Origin of the sequence: Mesorhizobium sp. M7A.F.Ca.CA.004.06.1.1, from assembly GCF_003999135.1 — a bacterium.
Lineage (GTDB): Bacteria > Pseudomonadota > Alphaproteobacteria > Rhizobiales > Rhizobiaceae > Mesorhizobium.
Window position 1 is genome coordinate 1 of the sequence record NZ_RZPQ01000335.1, and the last position, 6,139, is coordinate 6,139.

Here is a 6,139-nt window from a genome sequence, read left to right on the forward strand (position 1 = left end):
CCCTTGTGGGTCGGCCTGCGCGGCGGCAAATGGTGCTCCTACGCCACGCCCGGCGACCAGCCGGCGGACCAGCGCGGCGACGACGCCGGCAGCCTTGTCTACGAAACCGAGGTGCTGGCGCAGAATCTCGAGATCGCCGGCGACGCCATATTCGACCTTGCCTTCGAAAGCGACAGGCCGGTCGCCATGGTGGCAGTACGGCTTTGCGATGTCTCGCCCGGCGGCGCGGTAACGCGCGTCAGCTACGGCCTTCTCAACCTGACGCATCGCGACGGGCATGAAAACCCTGAACCACTCGAAACGGGCACGCGCTATCGCGCTTCGGTGCCGCTCAAGCATGTGGCGCAGCGCTTCCGGGTCGGCCATCGCATTCGGCTGTCCATCTCGACCAACTATTTCCCGGTCGCATGGCCTTCGCCCGAGCCGGTCACGCTTACCGTCCACCCGGCGGATTGCCGACTTGAACTTCCGGTTCGCGTCGGAGGCGCCAGAGATCCGGAACCGGCGCCTTTTGCCGAACCCGAAGGGGCGCCGCCCTTACGGGGTGGAGACGATCTCAAAGCCGCAAAAGGGTTGGACGATAACGGAAAATCTGGCAGACGCTTCGACCGTCGTTGAGATCGGCGAGGGCGCCGGCACCTATCGCATGGTCGACAACGACCTCACCATCACCTCGCTCGGCCACGAACGCTATTCCTTCCGCAGCGACGATTTCGGATCGGTCAAGGCCGAGGCCAAATGGGAGTTCGAATTCTCACGCGCCGACTGGCGCATGCACTCGGTGACCGAGACCACCATGACCGCAACGTCTTCGCATTTCCACATCGAGGCGAACTTGCAGGCGTGGGAAGGCGAGGCTCTCGTCCATGAGCACAAATGGGCCGAGGCAATAGAGCGTCGCCTGCTGTGACATTCGCGAACTGACGCTAGTATCGCTTACATCTGCGTCGGCAGCGAAATTGACCGGTTAGCCGGCTGAACTGAAGAATGCACCGTCCGAACTCGTGGCCCGTCGGGCGGCGCGGCACCAAAAAAGAGCGAACCGGCAGTCGTCCGGAAGCCCGCTCGGGTTGAAAGGGGAACGCAACTGTGACTGAAAAGAGCGTGACTGAAATAACATTGAACCGCAGGCATTTCCTGCAGGCCGGCGCCGGTCTCGGCGCGGGGATCATCGCCTCCGGCCTGCCTCTGTCGCAGGCCGTATGGGCAGCCGAAGGCAAGGTGCTCAAGGCCCGCGCCTATTCGGACATCGACAAGCTCGATCCCGGCTTCTACCAGAACGCCTACAATGTCGATGTCATGAACTGCATCTACACCAAGCTCACCCGATACAAGCCGGGTTCGGAGTGGGGCTGGGAGCTGGAAGCTGCCGAATCCGTCGAGCAGATCGATCCGACGCACATCCGCTTCCGCCTGAAGAAGGGCATCAACTTCACTGGCGACTTCGGCGAAATGACAACTGAGGACGTAAAGTTCTCGTTTGAGCGCGTTATCCAGCACAACTCTCCGGTCAAGGGTGACTGGGGTCCGCTCGACCGCGTCGACATCGAGGACGACCATACTGGCGTCATCGTGCTCAAGACCCCGTTCGTGCCGCTCTGGAACATCACGCTGCCCTATGGTTGCGGCCACATCGTCTCGAAAAAAGCGGTGACGAAGGCAGTTGCCGACGGCGGCGATTTCGGCATGAAGCCGCCCTGCTTTTCAGGTCCGTACATGCTGTCGGACTGGAAGCCGAACCAACTCGTCCTGTTGACCCGCAATCCCGAATGGAAGGGTCCGAAGCCGGGCTTCGACGAAATCCATATCCTGCCGATGAGCGACATCAAGACCGCTGAGCGCGCCTATCAGGCCGGCGACATCGACTTCACTGATTTCAGCCTCGATTCGCTGGCCACGTTGAAGGGCAGCCCGCCCGAGAACACCAAGATCGAGGAGAAACCCTCGCTCTATTACGTCTATATCGGCATGAATTCGGATCACCCGAAGCTGAAGGATGTCAATGTCCGCAAGGCAATCCAATGGGCGATCAACGTGCCGCAGATCATGGATGCGGCCTATTCGGGCCAGGCGCAGGTCGCCACCGGCCTCATTGCTCCGGGTCTGGTCGGGCATCGGGAAAAGGCACTGGTACCGCCGGAAGGCGATCTCGAAAAAGCCAAGGAGTATCTCGCCAAGGCCGGCATCACCGAACTCAGCCTCACCATTGATGCGCTCAACGTGACCACCTTTTCAACGATCGCGGAAATGGTCCAGGCGCAGTTGTCGCAGATCGGCATCACGGTCGAGGTCAATGTTCAGGATTCCGGCTCTTTCTGGACCATAGGCATGGAATCGGAAGGCGAGCGCTGGAAGGACATGCAGCTGATCGTGCAGCGCTTCTCGATGGTGCCGGATCCCTACTACGCCACCACCTTCTTCGTGCGAGACCAGGTGGGGGTCTGGAACTGGGAGCGCTTCCGCAGCGAACGCTTCGACGAACTCAACGCCAAGGCGGTGACCGTCGAAGACCCGCAGGAACGGGCCAAGATGTATTATGAGATGCAGGACATCATGGAGGATTCCGGCTCCTACCGCTTCCTCACCCATGAGGGATCGCCCATCATGTATCGGACGACCGAGCTCGAGGCCGACACGCGCCCCGACGGGCGGCCGCTCTATCTCGGTTTCGAGCCGAAATCGGCATAGCGCGGCGATCGCCGGGAAGGGCTGGATCAGGATATGTGGCTATACCTTGCCAAGCGTACCGCCCTGGCGGCCGCGATCATCGTGGTCGCAGTGACGCTGCTGTTTCTGATGATCCAGGCCGTTCCGGGCGATCCCGCAGCCGTCCTGCTCGGGCCGCGTGCGACGCCTGAGCTGAAAGCCCAGTTGCATGAGCAGATGGGCCTCGACAAGCCGCTGCCCGTGCAGATCGTCTCCTTCTTCGGGGGGTTGCTGCACGGCAATCTCGGCACCGACGTTTTCACACAGCGCCCGGTCAGCGCCATCGTCTTCGAGCAATTGCCCTATACGATCGAGCTGATCCTAGTATCGATCGCCTGGGCCGTTTTCGTCGGCGTGCCGCTCGGTTGCTATTCGGCGATGCACCGCAACTCCGTGATCGACAAGCTCGTGGGCGTGTTCGCGGTCGGCACGATTGCCATTCCGTCCTTCGTCATGGCGATCTATGCGCTGCTGATCTTTTCGGTCGGCCTGCGCTGGCTGCCCGCCATCGGCGCCGGCTCTGGCTTCCGCGGTGGGCTCGTTCACCTCATCCTGCCGGCCTTCGTCATCGGCATCGGCTGGGTCGGCTACATCTCGCGCATCGTGCGCGCCTCCATGCTGGAGATCCTCGGCGAGAACCACATCCGCATGGCGCGCTCCTTCGGTCTTTCGGAGCGACGCATCGTCGCGCGCTACGCGCTGCCGCTGGCCATCCTGCCGACGGTGACGATCATCGGCGTCGGCATGGCGCATCTGCTCTCGGCGGCCGTTTTCGTCGAGGTGGTGTTCGCCCGTCCGGGTATCGGCGCACTGATCGTCAAGTCGGTGGATTCGCGCAACTATCCGATCGTCATGGGCACGGTCCTCGTCACCACCGTTTTATTCGTCATCTCCACGACGCTCGCCGACCTGATCAACGCGGCGCTCGATCCAAGAATCCGCGAGAATTTGTAACGTGTCCGAAGTTCAAGTCATTCGCGAGACGGTGGATAAAAGCCGTGCGCCGGGCGCGATCGCTATGTTCCTGCTGCAACTGCGTAAGTCGCCGCTCGGCCTGATGGGCGCCGTGCTGGTCGTGCTGATGGTGGCGAGTGCGGTCTTCGCCACCTGGATCGTACCTTACGATCCGATCAAGATCATGGTCGGTCCCCGGCTGGCGCCGCCGTCCCTGGATTTTCTCCTCGGCACCGACCACTTGGGCCGCGACGTTTTCTCGCGCGTCGTCATGGGCGGAAGGATTGCGCTGCTCGTCGCCTTCGTCTCGCTCAGCGCCTCGCTCAGCTTAGGGCTGGTGCTCGGCCTCATCGCCGCCTTCGGCCCGCGCTGGCTGGACAATCTTTTGCTGCTGGTTTTCGACACCATCCGCTCCTTTCCGGTCATCATCTTCGCGCTGGCGGTGGTGACGCTGCTCGGACCGAGCCTTGCCAGCGTCATCTTCGTCGTCGCGGTCACGTCGGTGCCGATCTATGCGCGCGTCGTGCGCACGCAGGCCCACGCGCTGCGCGAAAGCGAATTCATCACCGCAGAACGCGCTATGGGTGCCGGCCTCGTGCGCATCCTCGCCGTGCACGTGCTGCCCAACGTCATCGGTCCGCTACTGATCCTGGTCAGCATGGATGTGCCGCTGGTCATCACGCTGGAAGCAGGCCTGAGCTTCCTCGGCATGGGTGTGCGCCCGCCGACACCGGACTGGGGAACGATCCTCAGCGACGGCTACGGTTATATCCACAAAACGGTGTGGTTGGTGGTCGCCGGTGGCATCCCTATCGTCATAACCACTCTGGGCTTCACCTTCCTCGGCGAGGCGTTGCGCGACATCTTCGACCCCAAGCTTCGGAGAGACCTATGAACCGTGGCAGCCAAGCAGGACATCTCGCAAGCCGCAGTCCACTGCTGGCGATCCGCGGCCTCTCTCTCGATTTCGGCACGCCGCGCGGCCGCGCACATGCGCTGCGCGATGTCCATATCGACGTGCCGGCGGGCGAGGTGGTCGGCATTGTCGGCGAGAGCGGCTCGGGCAAATCCACGCTCGCCTACACAGTGATGGGGCTGCTGGCTGAGAATGCAGAGGTGGTGAACGGGGCGATCCTGTTCGAGGGACGCGACGTGCTCGGCATGGCACCGGCAGAGCGGCGCGGCCTGCTTGGCAACCGCATGTCGATGATCTTCCAGGATCCGATGACGGCGTTGAACCCGGTGCGCAGCATCGAGAGCCAGATGGTCGATGTCCAGCATCGCGAGGGCGGTTCGCGCGGCATCAAGCGCCAGCGTGCGGTGGACATGCTTCGCCGGGTCGGTATCCCGGACCCCGAAAGTCGTATCGGCGGCTATTCGCATGAATTTTCGGGCGGCATGCGCCAGCGCATCTGCATCGCCATGGCCCTGCTGGTGAAGCCGGCGCTGCTCATCGCGGATGAGCCGACGACTGCTCTCGATGCCACGCTGGAGGTGCAGATCATCCATCTGCTGAAAGAGCTGCAGAAGGAAATCGGCTGCTCGATCCTGTTCGTTTCGCACCATCTCGGCGCTGTCGCCGAATTCTGCGACCGGGTGGCGGTCATGTATGCGGGCGAGGTGGTCGAATACGGCACCGTGCGCGATATCTTCCGCCGGCCGGGGCATCCCTATACGCGCGCGTTGCTCGAATGCGATCCGGGACGGATCAGGAAGCGCACCCGTCAGTTGCCGACGATACCGGGCGAGGTGCCGAGCCTGCTCGGTACCCAGGCGGGCTGCATCTTCCGCCGGCGCTGCCCGCATGCCTTCGCCCGGTGCGCGGATGAAAATCCCGCCCCCCGCGCAATCGGCGCAGCGCACAGCGCGCGCTGCCATCTTCTCGACGACACACTGGCGGTTCCGGCATGAGCCCGCTGCTTTCGGTCGAGGACCTTCGCGTGCGCTTTCGCACCATGAGCCAGCTGAAGGCGTTCACCAGTGGCGTGAAGAACCCGTTCGTCGATGCCGTCTGCGGAGTGTCTTTCGAGATCCGCAGGGGCGAGACACTCGGTCTCGTCGGCGAGAGCGGTTCGGGCAAGTCCACCATTGCCCGTGCCATCATGGGGCTGCGTCCACCGACGAGCGGCTCCATACGTTTCGACGGCCAGGTGCTGAACGGTCTTGCCCCGGCGGATCGCAAGCTGCATCTTCGGCGCATGGCGATGATGTTTCAGGATCCGGTCGGATCGCTGTCGCCGCGGCTCACTGTCCGCTCTCTGCTGATCGAGCCGTTCCGTATCCACGGCATCACCATCCGCGATCCAGCGGCCGAGGTGGAGCGCCTGCTAAAGATGGTTGGGCTGCCCGCGGATTTCGGGCGGCGATATCCCCACCAGCTTTCCGGCGGCCAGGCGCGCCGGGTGGGCGTGGCGCGGGCGCTGGCGCTGGCGCCCGATCTTATTATCGCCGACGAACCGACGGCGGGGCTGGACGTGTC

7 protein-coding genes are annotated in these 6,139 nt (G+C 63.1%); all 7 read left to right on the forward strand.

Annotated features, from left to right (window positions below):
- Positions 1-618 (forward strand): CocE/NonD family hydrolase C-terminal non-catalytic domain-containing protein (locus tag EN906_RS19545; RefSeq protein ID WP_281060451.1); only part of this gene is annotated, 618 nt, incomplete at its 5' end.
- A gap of 28 nt (positions 619-646) precedes the next feature.
- Positions 647-910: a hypothetical protein gene (locus EN906_RS19550; protein WP_127276278.1), complete on the forward strand. Its 264-nt coding sequence runs from the start codon at positions 647-649 to the stop codon at positions 908-910.
- A gap of 194 nt (positions 911-1,104) precedes the next feature.
- On the forward strand, positions 1,105-2,688 hold the full coding sequence (locus EN906_RS19555; protein WP_127270348.1) for an ABC transporter substrate-binding protein: 1,584 nt from the start codon (positions 1,105-1,107) through the stop codon (positions 2,686-2,688).
- A gap of 33 nt (positions 2,689-2,721) precedes the next feature.
- Positions 2,722-3,660: an ABC transporter permease gene (locus tag EN906_RS19560; protein ID WP_127270347.1), complete on the forward strand. Its 939-nt coding sequence runs from the start codon at positions 2,722-2,724 to the stop codon at positions 3,658-3,660.
- 1 nt (position 3,661) lies between these two features.
- On the forward strand, positions 3,662-4,555 hold the full coding sequence (locus EN906_RS19565) for an ABC transporter permease (protein WP_236383062.1): 894 nt from the start codon (positions 3,662-3,664) through the stop codon (positions 4,553-4,555).
- Positions 4,552-5,571, forward strand: coding sequence for an ABC transporter ATP-binding protein (locus EN906_RS19570; RefSeq protein ID WP_127268210.1), 1,020 nt, complete (start codon positions 4,552-4,554; stop codon positions 5,569-5,571). The genes EN906_RS19565 and EN906_RS19570 overlap by 4 nt, the downstream gene beginning before the upstream one ends.
- Positions 5,568-6,139, forward strand: a 572-nt coding sequence (locus EN906_RS19575; protein ID WP_164777245.1) for a dipeptide/oligopeptide/nickel ABC transporter ATP-binding protein, incomplete at its 3' end; no start/stop codon positions are given. The genes EN906_RS19570 and EN906_RS19575, both read left to right, overlap by 4 nt.